At 73.8% G+C, this 19,125-nt stretch carries 15 protein-coding genes; 3 read left to right on the top strand and 12 right to left on the bottom strand.

Going from position 1 to position 19,125, the window contains the following annotated elements; genetic code table 11:
* Positions 1-10 precede the first annotated feature (10 nt).
* The 4 genes from KV557_RS44380 to KV557_RS05185 form a co-directional block, all read right to left on the bottom strand.
* Positions 11-1,336: a hemolysin family protein gene (locus KV557_RS44380; RefSeq protein ID WP_218198509.1), complete on the bottom strand. Its 1,326-nt coding sequence runs from the start codon at positions 1,334-1,336 to the stop codon at positions 11-13.
* Between the two features lie 87 nt (positions 1,337-1,423).
* Positions 1,424-2,416 (bottom strand): malate dehydrogenase, encoded by a 993-nt coding sequence (locus KV557_RS05195; protein WP_218198508.1) that lies wholly within the window; start codon positions 2,414-2,416, stop codon positions 1,424-1,426.
* A 211-nt stretch (positions 2,417-2,627) separates the two neighbouring features.
* Positions 2,628-3,053 (bottom strand): DUF3017 domain-containing protein, encoded by a 426-nt coding sequence (locus KV557_RS05190; protein WP_218198507.1) that lies wholly within the window; start codon positions 3,051-3,053, stop codon positions 2,628-2,630.
* A 22-nt stretch (positions 3,054-3,075) separates the two neighbouring features.
* Positions 3,076-3,930, bottom strand: a complete 855-nt coding sequence (locus tag KV557_RS05185) for a bifunctional methylenetetrahydrofolate dehydrogenase/methenyltetrahydrofolate cyclohydrolase (RefSeq protein ID WP_218198506.1) — start codon at positions 3,928-3,930, stop codon at positions 3,076-3,078.
* Between the two features lie 512 nt (positions 3,931-4,442).
* Here KV557_RS05185 and KV557_RS05180 point away from each other — a divergent pair.
* Entirely contained in the window at positions 4,443-5,060 is a 618-nt protein-coding gene (locus tag KV557_RS05180; protein ID WP_218198505.1) for a hypothetical protein, read from the top strand.
* Positions 5,061-5,153: 93 nt separating this feature from the next.
* Here KV557_RS05180 and purH read toward each other — a convergent pair whose 3' ends face one another.
* Both purH and purN read right to left on the bottom strand, forming a co-directional pair.
* The gene (gene purH / locus KV557_RS05175) at positions 5,154-6,755 is read right to left on the bottom strand and encodes a bifunctional phosphoribosylaminoimidazolecarboxamide formyltransferase/IMP cyclohydrolase (protein ID WP_218198504.1); all 1,602 of its coding nucleotides are present in this window, start codon (positions 6,753-6,755) and stop codon (positions 5,154-5,156) included.
* Positions 6,752-7,411: a phosphoribosylglycinamide formyltransferase gene (gene purN, locus KV557_RS05170; RefSeq protein WP_218198503.1), complete on the bottom strand. Its 660-nt coding sequence runs from the start codon at positions 7,409-7,411 to the stop codon at positions 6,752-6,754. The genes purH and purN overlap by 4 nt, the downstream gene beginning before the upstream one ends.
* 322 nt (positions 7,412-7,733) lie before the next feature.
* On the opposite strand from purN, the gene KV557_RS05165 reads away from it, so the two are divergent.
* Positions 7,734-8,363 carry a hypothetical protein gene (locus KV557_RS05165; protein ID WP_218198502.1) on the top strand — a complete coding sequence of 210 codons (630 nt, stop codon included), beginning with the start codon at positions 7,734-7,736 and terminating at the stop codon, positions 8,361-8,363.
* A 4-nt stretch (positions 8,364-8,367) separates the two neighbouring features.
* Here the strand turns inward: KV557_RS05165 and KV557_RS05160 are convergent, their stop codons facing one another.
* Positions 8,368-9,732 (bottom strand): cell division protein PerM, encoded by a 1,365-nt coding sequence (locus KV557_RS05160; protein WP_218198500.1) that lies wholly within the window; start codon positions 9,730-9,732, stop codon positions 8,368-8,370.
* 132 nt (positions 9,733-9,864) lie between these two features.
* Here KV557_RS05160 and KV557_RS05155 point away from each other — a divergent pair, with 132 nt between their 5' ends.
* Positions 9,865-11,754 (top strand): LuxR C-terminal-related transcriptional regulator, encoded by a 1,890-nt coding sequence (locus KV557_RS05155; RefSeq protein ID WP_218198498.1) that lies wholly within the window; start codon positions 9,865-9,867, stop codon positions 11,752-11,754.
* A 73-nt stretch (positions 11,755-11,827) separates the two neighbouring features.
* On the opposite strand, the gene sucD is transcribed toward KV557_RS05155, so the two are convergent.
* The 5 genes from sucD to KV557_RS05130 all read right to left on the bottom strand — a co-directional run bounded on the left by sucD (position 11,828) and on the right by KV557_RS05130 (position 18,961).
* The gene (gene sucD / locus KV557_RS05150) at positions 11,828-12,712 is read right to left on the bottom strand and encodes a succinate--CoA ligase subunit alpha (protein WP_218198496.1); all 885 of its coding nucleotides are present in this window, start codon (positions 12,710-12,712) and stop codon (positions 11,828-11,830) included.
* Between the two features lie 19 nt (positions 12,713-12,731).
* Positions 12,732-13,904, bottom strand: a complete 1,173-nt coding sequence (gene sucC / locus KV557_RS05145) for an ADP-forming succinate--CoA ligase subunit beta (RefSeq protein ID WP_218198494.1) — start codon at positions 13,902-13,904, stop codon at positions 12,732-12,734.
* Positions 13,905-14,256: 352 nt separating this feature from the next.
* Positions 14,257-15,411: a VWA domain-containing protein gene (locus tag KV557_RS05140; protein ID WP_218198492.1), complete on the bottom strand. Its 1,155-nt coding sequence runs from the start codon at positions 15,409-15,411 to the stop codon at positions 14,257-14,259.
* Positions 15,412-15,506: 95 nt separating this feature from the next.
* The gene (locus KV557_RS05135) at positions 15,507-17,882 is read right to left on the bottom strand and encodes a DUF5682 family protein (protein WP_218198490.1); all 2,376 of its coding nucleotides are present in this window, start codon (positions 17,880-17,882) and stop codon (positions 15,507-15,509) included.
* A complete protein-coding gene (locus KV557_RS05130; protein WP_218198481.1) occupies positions 17,879-18,961 on the bottom strand; it encodes an ATP-binding protein in 1,083 nt (360 codons plus the stop codon). The genes KV557_RS05135 and KV557_RS05130 overlap by 4 nt, the downstream gene beginning before the upstream one ends.
* Positions 18,962-19,125 lie beyond the last annotated feature (164 nt).

Here is a 19,125-nt window from a genome sequence, read left to right as displayed (position 1 = left end):
CACCGCCCGGTCAGGAAACCTCTGCCCCTGGAGGTTCCGACAGTGTGACGGCACTCACCCTGACCCGGGCGACCCGCCGGCCCTCCAGCTTGGCCACCGCCAGCAGCACCCCGGCACCGCCCCCGACCGGCACGCGCACCTGGTCGCCGTCCCTGGGCAGCCGGCCGAGCGAGGCGACCAGGCAGCCGGCCACCGTCTCGTACGGGCCCTCGGGCAGGGTGACGCCGGTCTCCTCGGTGAAGTCACCGAGGTTCAGCAGACCGTCCAGCTCTATGCCGCCGCCGGCCAGCCGGCGGGTGGTGGCGGTCTCCGGGCGGTCGTACTCGTCCCGGATCTCGCCGATGACCTCCTCGACCAGGTCCTCCAGGGTGACGATGCCGGCGGTGCCGCCGTACTCGTCCACCACGATGGCCAGGTGGTGGCCCTCGCGGCGCATCTCGCCCATCGCCTCCAGCACCAGCTTGGTGCTGGGCAGCAGCTTGACCGGGCGGGCCAGGTCGCGGACCTTGGCCGCCTGTTCGCCGCGCGCGCCGTACAGGTCGCGGACGTGGACGAAGCCGACCACCGCGTCGGCGCTGCCCTCGACCACCGGGTAGCGCGAGTGCGGCGAGGTGTCGGCCTGGTGGCGGACGGCGGGCAGCGGGCGTTCGGCGTCGAGGAAGGTCACCTCGGTGCGCGGGACCATCACCTCGCGCAGCTGTCGCTCCCCGGCGGAGAACACGTCCGCGATCATGGCCCGTTCGTCGCTGCCGAGTTCGGTGTTGGCGGCGACCAGGCCGCGGAGCTCCTCGGAGCTCATCGAGCCGCGGCCGGCGGCCGGGTCGCTGCCGAGCAGCCGGACCATCAGGTTGGTGGAGTGCCCGAGCAGCCAGATCACCGGGCGCAGCACGACGGACATGACGTCCACCACCGGCGCGGCGGTCACCGCGATGGACTCGGCGCGCTGGAGGCCGATCCGCTTGGGGGTGAGCTCGCCGAGCACCAGGGAGACGTAGCTGATCACCAGGGTGAGGCCGACCAGGGCGATCGCGTCGGCGACGCCCTCGGTGAGCCCGGCCTTCACGAAGAACGGGGCGACCTTGCCGGCCAGGGTGTCCGCGCCGAAGGCGGCGGACAGGAAGCCCATGCAGGTCACGCCGACCTGGACGGCGGCGAGGAAGCGGTTGGGGTCGGCTGCCAGGTGCGCGGCCCGGGCCGACCGCCGGGTGCCGCGCGCCTCCAGCGTCCGGATCTGGCCTTCGCGCAGCGAGATCAGCGAGATCTCGGCGACGTTGAACAGGCCGCCCAGCAGGATGAAGACGAGGACGAGCGCGGCGTCCCCGAAGGTTTCGTTCACAGCGCGCCAGTGTAGGCGGGTCGGTGGACAGCGGCGGCCCGCCGCCCCCGGGGAGGGGACGGCGGGCCGCCGGACTGCTCAGAGGGCTCAGATGAGGCCGAGCTCCTGGACCGCGTCGCGCTCCTCGGTCAGCTCCTTGACCGAGGCGTCGATGCGGGCGCGCGAGAAGTCGGAGATCTCCAGGCCCTGGACGATCTCGAACCTGCCGTCCTTGGTGGTGACCGGGAAGGACGAGATCAGGCCGGCCGGGACGCTGTAGGAGCCGTCGGAGACGACACCCATGGAGGTCCAGTTGCCCTCGGCGGTGCCGTTGACCCAGGTGTACACGTGGTCGATGGCGGCGTTGGCGGCCGAGGCGGCCGAGGAGGCGCCGCGGGCCTCGATGATGGCGGCGCCGCGCTTGGCGACGGTCGGGATGAAGTCCTTCTCCAGCCAGGCCTGGTCGCTGCCGACGGCCTCGAAGGCCGGCTTGCCAGCGACCTCGGCGTGGAAGATGTCCGGGTACTGGGTGGCGGAGTGGTTGCCCCAGATGGTGACGCGCTTGATGTCGGAGACCAGGGCGCCGGTCTTGGCGGAGAGCTGGCCGACCGCGCGGTTGTGGTCCAGACGGGTCATCGCGGTGAAGCGCTCGGCCGGGACGTCCGGGGCGTTGCGCTGGGCGATCAGGGCGTTGGTGTTGGCCGGGTTGCCGACCACGAGGACCTTGATGTCGTCCGCGGCGTGGTCGTTGATGGCCTTGCCCTGCGGGCCGAAGATGCCGCCGTTGGCCTGCAGCAGGTCGCCGCGCTCCATGCCCGCGGTGCGCGGACGGGCGCCGACCAGCAGGGCGACGTTGGCGCCGTCGAAGGCCTCGTTCGGGTTGTCGGTGATCGTGATGTCGCGCAGCAGCGGGAAGGCGCAGTCGACGAGCTCCATGGCGGTGCCCTCGGCGGCCTTCAGGCCCTGCGGGATCTCCAGGAGGCGCAGGTTCACCGGCACGTCGGCACCGAGCAGGTGGCCCGAGGCGATGCGGAAGAGCAGCGCGTAGCCGATCTGGCCGGCCGCTCCGGTGATGGTGACGTTGACGGGGGTGCGGGTCATTTCTACCTTCTCCAGCAAATCGCCAGGTGCCCCAGGCACACCGGCGCACTGGAGCCGAGGATGGTCTCTCGACGTCGAGAGACCGGCGTCAGGTTATCGCAAAGGGAAGCGTACGCCGCGTGTGCGGGCCTGGCTGATGCGTCACAGAGGACGACGGCCCCCGCCGGGCAGAAACCGGGCGGGGGCCGTCATGGCGGATCGGTGCCTGTGATCAGTGCTTGGGGCGGCCGATCAGCTGGCCGATGTTGTCGAGCAGCGGGAACTCCAGCCACGGATTCGGCTGGGCCACCAGGGTCAGCAGCACGATCGACGAGCCGAGGAAGGCCAGCACGATCACGTCGGTGAAGCGGCTGCGCACCGCGAGCATCCCGACCTCGGGCAGCACCAGCCGCAGCACGGCGCCGAGCAGCACGCCGCCACCGAGGATCAGCAGCCCGTACTTGAAGCCGTCCTTGAAGTCGGCGAAGTAGGTGACCGCGAGCCCGGCGCCGACCACCAGCAGGACCAGCGTTATCGGCCACTGCCGGACCGGCAGGGCGTGCTCGCGCCCGAAGGCCGCGGCCGAGCCCTCGGGCGGCAGGGTGCCAGTGGTCTTGACCGGCCTGCGCCGGGACCGTGCCGGTCGTGGCTCAGACATGCTCGCCGTCCCTCGTGTGGTGTCAGACGCCGGCGCGGCGCTCGGCCGCCTCGACGATGTTGTTCAGCAGCATCGCGCGGGTCATCGGGCCCACGCCGCCCGGGTTCGGGGAGATCCAGCCGGCCACCTCGGCCACGCCCGGGTGCACGTCGCCGACGATCTTGCCCTCGCTGCGGCTGACGCCCACGTCCAGCACCGCCGCGCCCGGCTTGATGTCCTCCGGCTTGACCAGGTGCGGCACACCCGCGGCGGCCACGATGATGTCGGCCTTGCGCAGGTGGTAGCCGAGGTCCCGGGTGCCGGTGTGGCACAGGGTCACGGTGGCGTTCTCGCTGCGGCGGGTCAGCAGCAGGCCGATCGAGCGGCCGACGGTGATGCCGCGGCCGATCACGACCACCTCGGCGCCGTTGATCTCGACGTCGTGCCGACGCAGCAGCTCGACGATGCCGAGCGGGGTGCAGGGCAGCGGGCCCTCGATGCCCAGCGCGAGCCGGCCGAGCGAGGTCGGGTGCAGGCCGTCCGCGTCCTTGTCCGGGTCCATCAGCTCCAGGACCGGGTTCTGGTCCAGGCCCTTGGGCAGCGGCAGCTGGACGATGTAGCCGGTGCACGCCGGGTCGGCGTTGAGCTCGCGGACGACGTTCTCGACGTCCTCCTGGCTGGCGGTGGCGGGCAGTTCGCGCTGGATCGAGGCGATGCCGACCTCGGCGCAGTCCTTGTGCTTCCCGTTGACGTACCACCGGCTGCCCGGGTCGTCGCCGACCAGGACGGTGCCGAGGCCGGGCGTGATGCCCTTCGCCTTGAGGGCCGCCACGCGGGCGGCGAGTTCGGACTTGATCGCGGCGGCGGTGGCCTTGCCATCGAGAATCTGGGCAGTCATGACCCCATTCTCCCGGATCGCGGCAAGGCGCCGTACCACAGCCCGCCCCTGGGCCTGTCGCCGGACCGGACGGGCACGGAAGGTCCGGGCCGCGTTGCGGTTGCGCCACAGTCTCGGTACCGGCGTCAAGGCAGCTGGACACGGCCCTGCCGTCTGTTTGACGATATGCGGGCATACCCTGCCGCGACCGGCCCGGTGACGGGCCGACGGACACCACGGCGGGGCGTACCCGGGGGAAAGAGCCAGTGAGCCGACCACACGAGACCGCGCCGCCCGATCACCGCCGCGGCGCCGTGACCGCCGCCCTGCCGTCGACGATTCCGCTCGCTCCGCACCCAGCACGTTCCTGAGCCGCCGATGCCGGGCGCCACGGCCCCACCGCCGCAGCGTCAGCGCGCCCGGCCGGCGTCCCGTTCGTCCGGTGTCCCGCTCGTCCGGTGTCCCGACCCACCGGCCGGTTCCGGGGCCTCCGCCGTCCCGTCCCCACGTCCCGTATCTGCCCGGAGGCATCGATGAGTTACCCGCCCGATCCGAACAACCCGTACAGCCAGCCGCCGCAGCCCGGGTACGGCTACCCGCAGCAGGCCCCGCCGGCCGCCGGGTACGGCTACCCGCAGGCGGCCCCGATGCAGGCCCCGATGTACGGGTACCCGCCGGCCGTGCCGCAGTCCATGCCGGGCATGGTGGTCACCAGCCGGGTGCTGCTGTTCATCATCGGCGCGGTGCAGATCATCGGTGCGGGCATCATCCTGACCGGTGCCGCGGTGACGAAGACGGTCACCGACCGGGCCCGCGACAGCTACGAGAGCGACCCGTTCGGCGGGTTCGGCGGCGCGGCGACCGGCGTGCTGGTGGTCGTCGGCATCGTGGCCCTGCTCTTCGCGGTGTTCTCCATCACGCTGGGCGTGAAGTTCGGCCAGGGCGGTCCGGCCGTTCGCATCACCACTCTGGTGTACGGCTCGCTGGGCGCGCTGTGGGGCCTGGTGATGTTCCTCGGCTCGTTCGCCAACAAGGTGAACCCGGCGCCCGGCTTCGTCTTCGCGGTGATGTGGCTGGCGGTCTCGATCCTCATGATCGTCGGGATGTCCACCAGGGACGGCGTCGCCTGGTTCGCCCGGCCGCGCTACTGAGCCACCGGCTGATCGCGAAGAGCGGCCTGGCTCCCTCCGTGGAGGGGACCAGGCCGCTCTGTCGTACCGTCACACGATCAGTGCGTCACGCGATCAGTGGAAGAAGTGCCGCGCGCCGGTGAAGTACATCGTCACGCCCGCCTCGGCGGCGGCCGCGATGACCTCCTCGTCCCGGATCGAACCGCCCGGCTGGACGATCGCCTTCACGCCCGCGGCGATCAGGATCCCCGGGCCGTCCGGGAACGGGAAGAAGGCGTCCGAGGCCGCGTACGATCCCTTGGCCCGCTCGCCGGCCCGCTCGACCGCGAGCTTGCAGGAGTCGACCCGGTTGACCTGGCCCATGCCGACGCCGACCGAGGCGCCGTCCTTGGCCAGCAGGATCGCGTTGGACTTGACGGCCCGGCAGGCCCGCCAGGCGAAGGCCAGCTCGGCCAGCTCCGCCTCGGACAGCGCCTCACCGGTGGCCAGCGTCCAGGTCGACGGGTCGTCGCCCTCGGCGTGCACCCGGTCGGTGTCCTGGAGCAGCACGCCACCGGAGATCGGGCGCACCTCCTGGCGGTTGGCCGGCGCCTCTGGGGCGACCAGCACCCGCAGGTTCTTCTTGCGGGCCAGCACCTCGACCGCGCCGTCCTCGTAGCCGGGGGCCACGACGACCTCGGTGAAGATCGGGGCGATCTGCTCGGCCAGCTCGACGGTGACCGGGCGGTTCACCGCGATCACACCGCCGTACGCGGAGACCGGGTCGCACTCGTGCGCCTTGCGGTGCGCCTCGGCGACGTCGGCGCCGGTCGCGATGCCGCACGGGTTGGCGTGCTTGATGATCGCGACGGCCGGCTCGGCGTGGTCGTACGCGGCGCGGCGGGCGGCGTCGGTGTCGACGTAGTTGTTGTACGACATCTCCTTGCCGTGCAGCTGCTGCGCGCCGGCCAGACCGCCGCTGCCGTCGCTGTACAGCGCGGCGCCCTGGTGCGGGTTCTCGCCGTAGCGCAGCACGTTCTGCCGCTCCCAGGTGGCGCCCAGGAACTCCGGGAACCCCGCGGCGGAGCCGCTGATGTTCGCAGCGTCGCTGGGCGCGTAGCCGGCCTCGAACCAGGAGGCGACGGCCACGTCGTACGCGGCGGTGTGGGCGAACGCGGCACCGGCCAGGCGCTTGCGGGTGGCCAGGTCGAAGCCGCCCTCCTGGACGGCCCTGAGCACGTCGCCGTAGCGGGCCGGGTCGACCACGACGGCCACCGACGGGTGGTTCTTGGCGGCGGCGCGGACCATGCTCGGGCCGCCGATGTCGATCTGCTCGACGCACTCGTCCGGGGTGGCGCCCGAGGCGACGGTGGCCTTGAACGGGTAGAGGTTCACCACGACCAGGTCGAAGGGCTCGACGCCCAGCTCGGCCAGCTGTGCGCGGTGCGACTCCAGGCGCAGGTCGGCGAGCACGCCGGCGTGCACGCGGGGGTGCAGCGTCTTCACGCGCCCGTCCAGGCACTCCGGGAAGCCTGTCAGCTCGGAGACCTCGGTCACCGGGACGCCGGCGGCGGCGATCCGGCCGGCGGTGGAGCCGGTGGAGACGATGGCGACCCCGGCGGCGTGCAGGCCCTGGGCCAGCTCCTCCAGACCGGTCTTGTCGTACACGCTGATCAGCGCGCGACGGATCGGACGAACGTTCTCCGAAACGGGGGGCGTGGTGGAGCTGGCACTCATGCCGGAATCCATACCTTTCGGTCCTCGATACGGTGACCCTCGCGGGCCAGCCGGCCCACGACGTCGACGAGCAGCTTGCGCTCGACAGTCTTGATGCGCTCGTGCAGCGCTTCGCCGCCATCGGCGTGATCGGCGTCGGCGACCTCGACGACGCCCTGCGCGATGATCGGCCCGGTGTCCACCCCGGCGTCGACCAGGTGGACGGTGCAGCCGGTGACCTTGACCCCGTACGCGAGCGCGTCGGTGACGCCGTGGGCGCCGGGGAAGGACGGCAACAGCGCGGGGTGGGTGTTGACGATCCGTCCCGCGAAGGCCGCGATGAACTCGGGGCCGAGGATCTTCATGAAGCCGGCCGAGACCACCAGGTCCGGCTCGTACCCGGCGACGGACGCGGTCAGCGCGCGGTCCCAGTCGGCCCGGTCCGGGTAGTCCTTCACGCGGTGGACGAAGGTCGGCAGCCCCGCCTTCTCGGCGCGCTCCAGACCCGCGATGCCGTCCCGGTCCGCGCCCACCGCCACGATCCCGGCCCCGTAGGCCGGGTCGGCGGCGGCGTCGATCAGCGCCTGCAGATTGGTGCCCGAGCCGGAGACCAGCACCACCAGGCGGGCCGGTCCGGGCGTACGGGGCGGGAAGAGCTGGGCGGGGGCGGCGGCCACTACGCGATTCTCCGTAGGTCGGGCGCCGCCCGCTGGTACGTCCACCGGCGGTGGGGCCACTACGAACGGCAGGTCGAGCGAGGGGGAACACAAGGAGAACCCGCCGCGACGCGGGCCCCGGGAACCGATCTGAGCTGCTGACCGTCACCACGATAACGGCTGGTCGGAGGGCCTCCGAACCCTCCTCCCGGCGCTACGCGCGTAGTTGAGACGGGGATCTCCCCGCGGCCGAGCGGCAGGCCGCCGGGGGCCCGCCGGACGGCTGCGGGATCATAGGGGGCGCGGGCGACCGCACCACCGACCGAGAAGGAATGGCTGAACCATGAGCAGCGGTGACAACACCGGCGAGCGCAACCCCTTCGCGCCGCCGCCGGCGGATGCCCCGGACCAGCCGTGGCAGCCGCGCACCCCCCGGCCCGGCGAAGGCCCCGAACGCCCCGACGGCGAAGGCGCCGGCGAACACCCCCAGGTGCCGCCGCCGCACCCGTGGGGCCCCGGCCCCCAGGGCGGCGACGGCTGGCAGCCCCGCCCGCCGGCCCCGCAGCCGCCCCGGCTCGACCCCACCGACCCGGCCCAGCGCAAGGCCCGCAACGCGGCGCTCGCCGGGCTGTTCGCGCTGATCTGCGTGCTCGCCGGCTTCCACTGGGTCGCACTGTTCGTCGGCGCGCTCGGGATCCTGTGGGGCATCACCGCGATGCGCGCGCCGAAGCCGTCCGCGACCGACCCGGTCGGCATCGCCCCCTCGGCGTCGAACCCGCTCACTCCGGCCGCCCTCTCCGGGATCCTCACCGGGGCGATGACCGTCATGGTCGCGTCCTCGGTGATCGGCCTCGGGCTGTACTACCAGGACTACGTCACCTGCGTTCAGGACTCCCTGACCTCGGTCGGCGCCGACAACTGCAGCCGGCTGGCGCCGCAGTGGTACGTGGACCTGGTCGGGAACGGCAACTAGCTCCCTAGGACGCGCGCCCGCTCAGCCGCACCACCGCGGCGTGCACGCGGGCGCGCAGCAGCCAGGCGGACCGGCGCACGCGGCCGGCCCGCCCGGTGAGGGCCGCCGGTTCCGGACTGCCCGGGCTCAGCGCCCGGTACCGCACCAGCAGCGCACCCGGCACCGCCACGACGGCGAACCAGCCCGCCGCCGCCAGGCCCGTCCAGCAGGGCACCGGCCCCAGCCAGGCCATCCGGCCACCGGCCAGCGCGCCACCGGACAGCCCGGCCAGGGCAGCCGCCCCGGCCCCGGTCAGCAGGGCCGCCGCCGCGGCCGCCAGCGCCGTCGCCGCGGGATGCCACGGCTCCTCGTCCGTTGCACCCGTCGCTGCGGCGCGGCCCAGCAGCAGTGCCGGGACCACCCCGGCCAGTACGGGCAGCACCACCACCGCCAGCCGCCAGCCCCCCGGGCCCGACTCCGGTAGCAGCGCGAACAACGGGAACTCGGGCACCGGGCCGAGCGCCGTACCGCCCGGCGCCACCACCGTCCCCTCCCCCACCGCGAACCCTGGCCCCAGCGCGTACGCCGCGCCCCACACCACGGCGTTCGGCAGCAGCACCACCGCCATCAGCACCAGCGCCACCACCGCCGTCGACCCCCGGCCCAGCACCGCCATCCCCCGGCCGCCCCCGACCACCGCGTCCGACACCGCCGCGACCGCGACCAGCACCCCGCCCGCCGCCACCAGCCCCGCCCCGGCCGCCAGCGCCGACCGGCGCACCACCCCCGCACAGCCCGTCGGACGGGCCCACACCGGCAGTCGGTCCAGCACCGGCCGGGCATCGGTCTCGGCCCGGGGTGTCGGGGCCTGGGACGTCGCAGCCGAACGGACACCCGCGCCGACCGCCAGCGCGGCCAGCAGCCCCACCGCCACGACGTCCGGCAGCACCCGCGAGCGGAACAGGCCCCCACCAGCGCAGTGCACCACCACAGCGACCGCCACCCCGCAGTACCCCGCCCACACCGCCACCGGGCCGCCCCACCGCGACCGCAGCCCCCGCCGCGCCGCCACCCGGGCGCCCGCCCGGAAGAGCTGAACCACCGCCAGCACCCCCAGCAGCAACGGCGTGACCGTCAGCGGAGCCTCCGCACCCCCGCGCAGCACCGGCGCACCGTGCCCCAGCAGCCACAGCGCCCCCGCCAGCCGGGTGGCACCCGCCGCTCCGTTGTCCGCGTTCGGCGTCGCCACCCACAGCCCGAGCACCGGCACCCCGACCACCGCCAGGCCGACCAGCGCCATCCGCACCCCGGCCAGCAGGTCGGCCGGCACGGGACGAACGCCCAGTTCGCCCGGCACCTCCAGGATCGGACGGCCCATCAGCTGCGTCATGTGCCTCATGGTGCCAAGGCGACTCGCCATGCTCCGTGAAGCGGCAAACTGCCGTCGTGTCCCAGATTATTGGCTTATGCGCATCTTCAGACCCTGCCCCCAAGCCGCCGACGCCCCGGCACGGAGCGTCTGATGACCACGCCGCCCACCCGCACCGGCCAGGACGCGACCGGCCTCCTCCGGACACTGACCCCCCGTGAGGTCCAGGCGCTCGCCCACCTCGCCGCCGGCCACGACGTCCACCGGACCGCCGCCGCCCTCGACATCACCCCCGCCACAGCCCGCAACCACCTCCACCGCGCCATGCGCAAACTCGGCGCAGCAACGGAGGCCGACGCCGTGGCCCTCGCCGCCCACCTCCGGGGGACGGCAGCCCCGGAAGCCGAGGCAGCGCAACCACCGCGGGCCCAAGAGCGGCCCCCGGTGGTCGGCACCAAGAAGCACACCCCCGCAGCCGACGACCCCGCCGCCCCCCAGGCGAACCCCCACCCTGGGGAAGGCGGCAAGACCACCCCCAGCGACAACCACCTGCCAACCCCACCCGGCGCGGCCAACCCCCGTACCACCGCCCGACAGGGCGACCAGCCCACAGCGGAACCGCCGCTTGACCAACACCGCGAGCACAGCACGACAACCGGCCGGCGCAGCGACGTATCGGGCGGGCGCGACGAGGCTGCCGCTCGACACGACCGACTCGCCGACACGGCCCGCGCCGGCAGCGAACACCCGGCCGCCTCACCCGGCCCGGCTGCGAAGCCCGCCACAGCCCCCGCCGCCCGGCGAGGCGACCAGCGCCCTGCGGAGCCGCCGCTCGACGAGCGCAGCGCGTCGAGCGGCGGGCCCGGCGAGGCGGCCGTCCGGTTCCGTGAGCCGACCCGCCGGCCTGCCGGCACGGCGCCCGGGCAACGCCGGGCGTCGGACGGCAGGCACGACGGGCCGGTGAGCGGGCGCGGGAAGACCGCCGACAGGCACGCCGAGGCGGCCGGCCGGCGCAGCAAGCGTGACGGCGAACCGGCCCCGGGGACGTTCGAAGAGGTGTACGAAGGGGCGCATGCGCGGTTGGTGCAGCAGGTGTTCCTGCTGACGGCGTGCAGGCATCGGGCGCTGCACTGCGTGCGGCGGGCGTTCGGGGAGGCGCGGCGGGGGTGGAAGAAGGTGGTCGGGACGGGGGATCCGGAGGGGTGGGTGCGGGGGCGGGCGTGTGAGTTGGCGTTGTCGCCGTGGCATCGGGGTGGGCCGCAGCGGGCGCATGCGTGGCGGTTGCCGCATCGGCGGATCAAGGTGCAGCCGGCGGACGAGTCGCAGGCGGTGCTGCCGGATCACGACCGGCTGACGGACCGGGACCGGGCGCTGCTGAAGGCGCTGAAGCGGCTGTCCCGGCCACAGCGGCGGGCGCTGGTGCTGCATGACGGGCTGGGGCTGCCGGCCGCCGCCGTGGCGGTGGAGGTGGAGTCGACGCTGGCGGCCGCGGAGCGGCGGGTGTGGGCGGCGCGGACGGCGTTGGCGCGGTGGGTGCCGGACCTGGTGGGATCGGATCCGGCGGCGCCGGGGTTCGCGGACCGGTTGAGCGGCTTGCTGCACCGGGCGGCGGTGCGGGGGTGTCCGGAGCCGCATCGGCCGGCGGTGCCGGTGTTGCGGGCCCGGCACGGGTTGGTGAGTGCGGCGCGGACGGGGGCGGCGGCGCTGTTGACGGCGGCGGTGGGCGGGGCGGTGGCGCTGACGCTGGCAGGTGGGCGGCCGGCGGCGTTGTTCCAGCCGTCGGAGCCGCCGGAACCGCCGGTGTGTGCGGCCGCGCCCGAAGCGGGGGTGCCGGTGGTGCCGGGCGGGCCGCCGGGCGGGATCAGCAGTCTGTGGTGCAGCCTGACGCCGGGGGTGGAGGCGGTCGTGGTGGATCCGCCGCCTCGGGCGGTCGGGCTGTGGGAGCTGCCGCCGGCGGCGGGCCGGGGGACGGAGGCCCCGCCGCCGCAGGGACCGCCGACGTGTGCCCGTTGGGCGCTGCCACCCTGCACCCCGGCACGCTGAAACCCGGCGCGCCAAAAGCGAGTGCCCCTGCCCGGCGAACCGGGCAGGGGCACTCGCGTGAGCCGGGCTGGGGTCAGCCGGCGATGATCTCGCGCGCCAGGCGGGCGGTCTCGGACGGCGTCTTGCCGACCTTGACACCGGCGGCCTCCAGGGCCTCCTTCTTGGCCTGGGCGGTGCCCGAGGAGCCGGAGACGATGGCGCCGGCGTGGCCCATGGTCTTGCCCTCGGGGGCGGTGAAGCCCGCGACGTAGCCGACGACCGGCTTGGTGACGTGCTCGGCGATGTAGGCCGCGGCACGCTCCTCGGCGTCGCCGCCGATCTCACCGATCATGACGATGAGCTCGGTCTCCGGGTCCTCCTGGAACGCCTTGAGGGCGTCGATGTGGGTGGTGCCGATGACCGGGTCACCGCCGATGCCCACGGCCGAGGAGAAGCCGATGTCGCGCAGCTCGTACATGAGCTGGTAGGTCAGGGTGCCGGACTTCGAGACCAGACCGATCTTGCCGGAGCTGGTGATGTCGGCCGGGATGATGCCGGCGTTCGACTGCCCGGGGCTGATCAGGCCGGGGCAGTTCGGGCCGATGATCCGGGTCTTGTTGGCCTTGGAGCCGGCGTAGGCCCAGAAGGCGGCGGTGTCGTGCACCGGGACGCCCTCGGTGATGACGACGGCCAGGCCGATCTCGGCGTCGATGGCCTCGACGACGGCGTCCTTGGTGAACTTCGGCGGCACGAAGATGACGGTGACATCGGCACCGGTCTTCTCGATGGCCTCGGCGACGGAGCCGAAGACGGGCACCTCGGTGCCGTCGACGTCGACCGTGGTGCCGGCCTTGCGCGGGTTGACACCGCCGACGATCTGGGTGCCGGAGGCGAGCATGCGGCGGGTGTGCTTCATGCCCTCGGAGCCGGTCATGCCCTGAACGATGACCTTGCTGTCCTTGGTAAGGAAGATAGCCATGGTGTGAAAGTCCCCTTCCTTACTTGTTGGCCAGCTCGGCGGCGCGGTCCGCGGCGCCGTCCATGGTGTCCACCTGCTGGACCAGCGGGTGGTTGGCGTCGGTCAGGATCTTGCGACCCAGCTCGGCGTTGTTGCCGTCCAGGCGGACGACGAGCGGCTTGGTGACGTTCTCGCCCTTGCTCTCCAGGAGCGCGAGGGCCTGCACGATGCCGTTGGCGACCGCGTCGCAGGCGGTGATGCCGCCGAAGACGTTGACGAAGACGGACTTGACGTCCGCGTCGCCCAGGATGATCTCCAGGCCGTTGGCCATGACCTCGGCGGAGGCGCCGCCGCCGATGTCGAGGAAGTTGGCGGGCTTGACGCCGCCGTGGCTCTCACCGGCGTAGGCGACCACGTCGAGGGTGCTCATGACGAGGCCCGCGCCGTTGCCGATGATGCCGACCTGGCCGTCGAGCTTGACGTAGTTCAGGCCCTTGGCCTTGGCGGCGGCCTCCAGCGGGTTGGCCGCGGCCTTGTCCTCCAGGGCCTCGTGCTCGGGCTGGCGGAACTCGGCGTTCTCGTCCAGCGAGACCTTGCCGTCGAGCGCGATGATCTTGCCGTCGCCGGACTTGATCAGCGGGTTGACCTCGACGAGGAGGGCGTCCTCCGCGATGAAGACCTTCCACAGCTTCTGCAGGACGTCGGCGACCTGGTCGGCGACCTCGGCCGGGAACTTCGCCGCGGCGACGATCTCGGCGGCCTTCTCCGGGGTGCAGCCCTCGTTGGCGTCGACCGGGATCTTGGCGAGCGCCTCGGGGTTCTCCTCGGCGACGACCTCGATCTCCACACCGCCCTCGACGCTGGCCATGGCCAGGAAGGTGCGGTTGGTGCGGTCCAGCAGGAACGAGACGTAGTACTCGTCCTTGATGTCGGCGGTCTGGGCGAGCATCACCTTGTGAACGGTGTGGCCCTTGATGTCCATGCCGAGGATCGCCTCGGCCTTGACGACGGCGTCGGCCGGGTCGGAGGCGAGCTTCACGCCGCCGGCCTTGCCTCGGCCACCCACCTTCACCTGAGCCTTGACGACGGCGCGGCCGCCGAAGCGCTCCGCGATGGCGGCAGCGTCTGCGGCGGTCTCGATGACATCACCGTCAAGCACGGGAACACCGTGCTTGGCGAAGAGGTCCCTCGCCTGGTACTCGAACAGGTCCACGTGTTTGTCCTTGTTCGTGGTCGCGGATTGTGTCTCTACGAGCGTGCCACGGCAGGATCTTCGCTGCGGGTCGTCGGGGCGGTGCGGGTACGCAGAGGTACGGCCTTGCGGCCCACACAGCCACGGGCGCACACGTCAATCAACACGCGCGTCACGTCCGTCTGGCAGGTTATCCCCGCAGGACGGGACTCTTTCGCCCGGGACCGGCCCGTCTTTGGTGAGAACCGTCACAGACAGCCTAAATGGGCGTGACAAACGCCCGGTCCACCGGTCGGGTGGATTCGCACGTCCGGGTGAATCCGTCCCCACTCCCTGGTCGGACCACCCGGTCAGGCCCCCTGGTCGGGCCCCTCTAGTTGGGTACTGGGATCGGCCGCTTCTCGATCGCCGCCGCCATGATCTCCGGGAAGGCGTCCGGGGTGCAGGCGAAGGCGGGCGCGCCGAGGGCTGCCAGCGCGGCGGCGTGGGCGTGGTCGTAGGCCGGCGCGCCTTCGTCGGAGAGGGCGAGCAGGGCGACGAACTGGACGCCGGCCGCCTTCATCGCGGCGACCCGCCGGAGCATCTCGTCCCGGATGCCGCCTTCGTAGAGGTCGCTGATCAGGACCACGATCGTCTCGGACGGGCGGGTGATCCTCGACTGGCAGTAGGCGAGGGCGCGGTTGATGTCGGTGCCGCCGCCGAGCCGGGTGGCGAAGAGCACGTCGACCGGGTCGCTGAGCTGTTCGGTGAGGTCGACCACCGAGGTGTCGAAGACGACCAGCCGGGTGTCGAGCGTCCGCATCGAGGCGAGCACCGCCCCGAAGACCGCCGAGTGGACGACGGACGGCGCCATCGAGCCGGACTGGTCGATGCAGAGGATGACGTCCTTCCGGACCGCCCGCTGGGCGCGGGCGTGGCCGACCAGCCGTTCGGGGACGACGGTGCCGTGCTCGGGCAGGTAGTTCTTCAGGTTGGCCCGGATGGTGCGGTCCCAGTCGATGTCGCGGTGGCGCGGGCGGTTCACCTTGGCGCTGCGGTCGAGGGCGCCGCCCAGGGTGGCCCTGGTCCGGTCGGCGAGCCGGCGCTCCAGGTCGGCGACGACCCGGCCGACGACGGCGCGGGCGGTCTCCCGGGTGGTCTCGGGCAGCGCGTGCTTGAGGGAGAGCAGGGTGCCGACGAGGTGGACGTCCGGTTCGACGGCGGCGAGCATCTCGGGTTCCAGCAGCAGCCGGTCCAGGCCGAGCCGGGTGATCGCGTCCTGCTGCATCAACTGCACGACGGTGGACGGGAAGTAGCTGCGAATGTCGCCGAGCCAGCGGGCCACCTGCGGGGCCGAGCCGCCGAGCCCGGCGGAGCGCCGGGCGCCGCGGCCCGGGCGGCCGGTCTCCTCGGGGGCGCCCCGGTAGAGCGCGGCGAGCGCGCCGTCCATCGCGGCGTCCCGGCCGCGCAGGGTGCAGCCGGTGCCGTCGGCCTCGCCACCGAGCACCAGTCGCCACCGGCGGAGGCGTTCGTCGGTCGTCGTCGCCATGGGGTCCTCCTTCACGGTCTCAACGGGGTGTTGTCTCGACGGGGTGTCGTCACGACGGGTGTCGTCACGACGGGGTGTCGTCACGACGGGTGTCGTCAGGTGTCGCGGCCGGCGGCCTGCCGGGGGATGAACGGCCGGACGCCGAGCAGCAGGGCCATCACCGGCACGGCGGCGTCGGCCCGGGCACGGTCGAGTTCACCGGCAGCGGGCTCGGCGAGGGGTTCGGCGTCGAGGGGGCCGGACGCGACCCGGGCGCCGATCGTGGTGCGGACGCCCGCCTCCAGGCCGGCGAAGGTGCGGCGCAGCAGCGGCAGGACGTCGGTGAAGGCCTCGCCGGACACGCCGGTCAGCCACTCGTCGAGCAGCGCGAGCAGCCGGGGGTCGTGCAGCAGCAGGGCGCCGCCGCCGGCGAGGAAGCCCTCAATCCAACCGGCCGCGTCCGCCGGGGCGTTGGCGGCGGACAGGACCAGGCGCAGGCGTCGGCCGGCCTCGTCGGAGTCGAGCCGCCCGTCGTCCAGCAGCAGCCGGACGGCGCGCCCGCGGAGCAGCCCGGGGGCTCCGGTGGCCGGTCCGCCGGCGGGTTCGCGGCGGGCCAGCGAGCGCAGGGCGGCGGCCCAGCGGCCGGCGAGGCCGGCGGCGTCTTCCGCGTCGGCTTCGGCCGCGTCGGCTTCGGCCGCGTCGGCTTCGGCCGCGTTCGCTTCGGCCCCGCCGGCGGCGAGCAGGCCGATCGCGCCGTGCACCTCGTCGAGCCGGCCGCGCATCGCCGCCGAGCTCTCGGCGTCCAGCCCGACGCAGGCGGGCGGCAGTCCGACGCAGATGCGGTCGGCCAGGCCGGTGGCAGCCGCGCCGAGCGCGCCGTGGTCGGTGCCGCGCACGTCGCCGTAGCGCAGCGCGCGGACGAGGGCGGGCAGGGCGCCGGCCAGGTGGGCGACGTCGGTGGCCAGGGCGGCCAGGTCGGCGAGCACCCGCATCACGGCGGGCAGCGCGGCGGGCAGGCCGGCCAGCAGGCAGGTCTCCACCAGGGCGGTGAGCTCGGCGAGTTCGGTGGCACGGGCGGTACTGGTGGCCTTGGCAATGGCCTTTGCGACGGCCGCCTCCTCGACGGTGGTGCCCCACTGGGCGGCCTCGGCGATCCGGACCGCGTACTCGGGCTGCCAGCACAGGCGCCAGGTCTCCCGGAAGGTCCCGGTCGAGGCGACGGCGGAGCGAGCGGGCACGCCCCAGTCGACGCCGAGCAGGCGCAGCCGGTGCAGCAGGCGGGAGCGGGCGGCGTCGGTGTCCTTGCGCAGGTCGAGGTCGAGGTCCCGGGGCGTGGCGGCGGGCTTGAGGCGCAGGGTGCGCTGGAGCCGGGTGATGTCCCGCTGGAGGGGCACCGCCGGTGCGGTGTCGGGGACTTCGCCGAGGGCGTCGCCGACGACCAGGCGGTCGCGGACGAGTTCGAGCGCGACGTCGGAGCCGTCGCACAGCACGGCGCGGACGGCGTCCAGCGTCTCGGTGAGCCCGGCCAGCGGGCGGCCGCGCAGCACCGCCAGGGTGTGGGCGAGCCGGACCGCCTCGATCACGTGCGCCGAGGAGACCGGGTGATCCTCGGCCCGCAGCAGGTCGGCGGCCCGGGCGAGCCAGTGCGGGACCGGGTCGCCCTCGACGGTGAACAGGTGGTGGTACCAGCCGGGCGACGCCACGCCCGCGCCGTAGCCGGCGGCTTGGGAGAGCCGGCGGTGCGTCCAGGGCACCCAGGTGATGTCGGTCCTGGCCTTCTTCGGCAGCTCCGCGAGCAGCGCCCGGTCGTGGGCGACGGTCGGCATGGCGGCCAGCGCGGGCACGTGGAACGCCCCGCAGACCACGGCGATCCGCGCGTACCCGGCCCGCCGGGCGGCGCGGATCCGCTGCCGCATGTGGGCCTCGCGGAGCAGGTCCCGGCGGGACTCGCCGAGGCCCTCCTCGCGCAGCGCCGCCATCGCCTCGGCGACGGCCGCGAACGGCACGAGGGCGTCCGCGCCGGGCGCGCGGTGCTCGATCACGTCCTCCCACCAGCGCTCCGGGTCGTCGTGCCCGGCCGCCTCGGCGAGCAGCGCCACCGGGTCGGCGGCCGGCTCGTCGGTGTCCGGGGCGTCGCCGGCGGCCCTACCGTCGCCGGTGTCCAGGGCGTCGCCGAAGCCGTATGCGGCAGGCAGGTCGATGAACCGGACCGGCAGCTCCCGCTCCACCGCGTACCGGATCGCCACCCACTCGGGGGAGAACTCGGCGTACGGCCAGAACGCGGCCCGCGACGGGTCGTCCACCGCGTGGGCCAGCAGCGCGACCGGCGGCACGAGGTCCTTCTCCGCGGCCAGCCCGACGATGCCGTCGGCCTCGGGCGGGCCCTCGATCAGCACCGCGTCCGGCCGCAGCTGCGCCAGCGCGGCGGCCACGGCCCGGGCCGAGCCGGGGCCGTGGTGGCGGATGCCGAGGAGAGTGACGTCCGAGGTCATCGCTCCTCCTCGCGGGCGGCCCGGTAGAAGTCCTTCCAGCCGTCGCGCTCGCGCACCACCCCTTCGACGTACTCGCGCCACACCGCCCGGTCCGCCACCGGGTCGCGGACGACGGCGCCGAGGACGCCCGCCGTCACGTCCCCGGCGCGCAGCACGCCGTCGCCGAAGTGGGCGGCCAGGGCGAGGCCGTTGGTCACCACCGAGATCGCCTCCGCGGTGGACAGCGTGCCGCTCGGCGTCTTCACCTTCGTCCGGCCGTCCGCCGTGATCCCGGCCCGCAGCTCGCGGAAGACCGTCACGACCCGCCTGATCTCCTCGGCGCCGCCGGGCAGTTCGGGCAGCTCCAGGGACCGGCCGAGCTGGTTCACCCGGCGGGTGACGATGTCGACCTCCTCCTCCAGCGAGGCCGGCAGCGGCAGCACCACGGTGTTGAACCGCCGGCGCAGCGCACTGGACAGCTCGTTGACGCCGCGGTCGCGGTCGTTGGCGGTGGCGATCACGTTGAAGCCCCGGACGGCCTGCGTCTCGGTGCCCAACTCCGGTACCGGCAGCGTCTTCTCGGACAGTATGGTGATCAGGCCGTCCTGCACGTCGGCCGGGATCCGGGTCAGCTCCTCGATCCGGGCGAGCTTGCCGTCCGCCATCGCCCGCATCAGCGGCGAGGGCACCAGCGCGTCCCGGCTGGGGCCGCGGGTGAGCAGCTGGGCGTAGTTCCAGCCGTACCGGACGGCCTCCTCGGGGGTGCCGGCGGTGCCCTGCACGAGCAGGGTGGAGTCGCCGCTGACGGCCGCGGCCAGGTGCTCCGACACCCAGGTCTTGGCGGTGCCGGGCACGCCGAGCAGGAGCAGCGCGCGGTCCGTCGCCAGGGTCGTGACGGCGACCTCCACCACCCGGCGCGGGCCGATGTACTTGGGCGTGATCAGGGTGCCGTCGGGCAGCTCGCCGCCGAGCAGGTACGTGGCCACGGCCCATGGGGACAGCTTCCAGCGGGCGGGGCGCGGACGGTCGTCCTGCGCGGCCAGGGCGGCCAGTTCACCGGCGAAGGCGTCCTCGGCATGCTGCCGCAGAACGTCGGTCATGGGGGGCTCCTTCGGGTCGGCCGCCGGGAACACGGGCGGCGGGGTGATCGGGGGAGCGAACAGGAGGGGCGGCGCGCAGCGCCTCGGACAAGGGTGGTGGCGGACGACGGGAGGGCAATTCCGGCCTGCGGGAACCACCCTGCACCGGGCCACTGACATTCCCG

The sequence above is a fragment of the Kitasatospora aureofaciens genome, from assembly GCF_019192735.1.
GTDB lineage: Bacteria > Actinomycetota > Actinomycetes > Streptomycetales > Streptomycetaceae > Kitasatospora > Kitasatospora aureofaciens_A.
This window is presented reverse-complemented; position numbering and strand designations above follow the sequence as displayed.